The organism is Massilia sp. CT11-108 (genome assembly GCF_047302915.1).
Taxonomy (GTDB): Bacteria; Pseudomonadota; Gammaproteobacteria; order Burkholderiales; family Burkholderiaceae_D; genus Telluria; species Telluria orientalis.
On record NZ_JBKYMO010001188.1, the window covers coordinates 1 to 556 of the forward strand.

Here is a 556-nt window from a genome sequence, read left to right on the forward strand (position 1 = left end):
GGCGGCGTGCTGGAATACCGCTACGACACGGCGCGCCGGATCGCGGAACTGATCAACGAGAACGGCGACGTGCACCGCTTCGTCTACGACGCGCTGGACCGCCTCGCCGAAGAAACGAGCTTCGATGCGCGCGTGACGCGCTACCGCTACGACGACAGCGGCCTCGTCGTCGGCAAGGACGAACTGGGCTGCGCGCCGCGCACGGAACTGACGCCCATCGCGACGACGTATGTGCGCGATGCGCTGGGCCAGCTGACGGAAAAAGTGATCTCGCGCGTGACGGGTGCGGCGCAGGCGCAGCAGATGCGGCTGCGCTTCGCCTACGACGCGCTGGGGCGCATGACGCATGCGATCAATGCGGATGCCGTTGTCAGCATGGCGTATGACGCTATCGGTCAGCTGGTGATGGAGCAGACGGATGCCTCGGGTACGTCGACCATGGTGCGTCATGAGTACGACGAGCTGGGCAACCGGGTGCGGACGACGCTGCCGGATGGCCGCATCCTGAACAACCTGTACTACGGCTCGGGTCACCTGCACCAGGTGAACCTGGACG

The 556-nt window shown here is 65.8% G+C and carries 1 pseudogene; it reads left to right on the forward strand.

Annotated features, from left to right (window positions below):
* Window positions 1-556 (forward strand): annotated as a pseudogene (locus tag ACEN88_RS33895) (hypothetical protein); the annotation flags it as partial.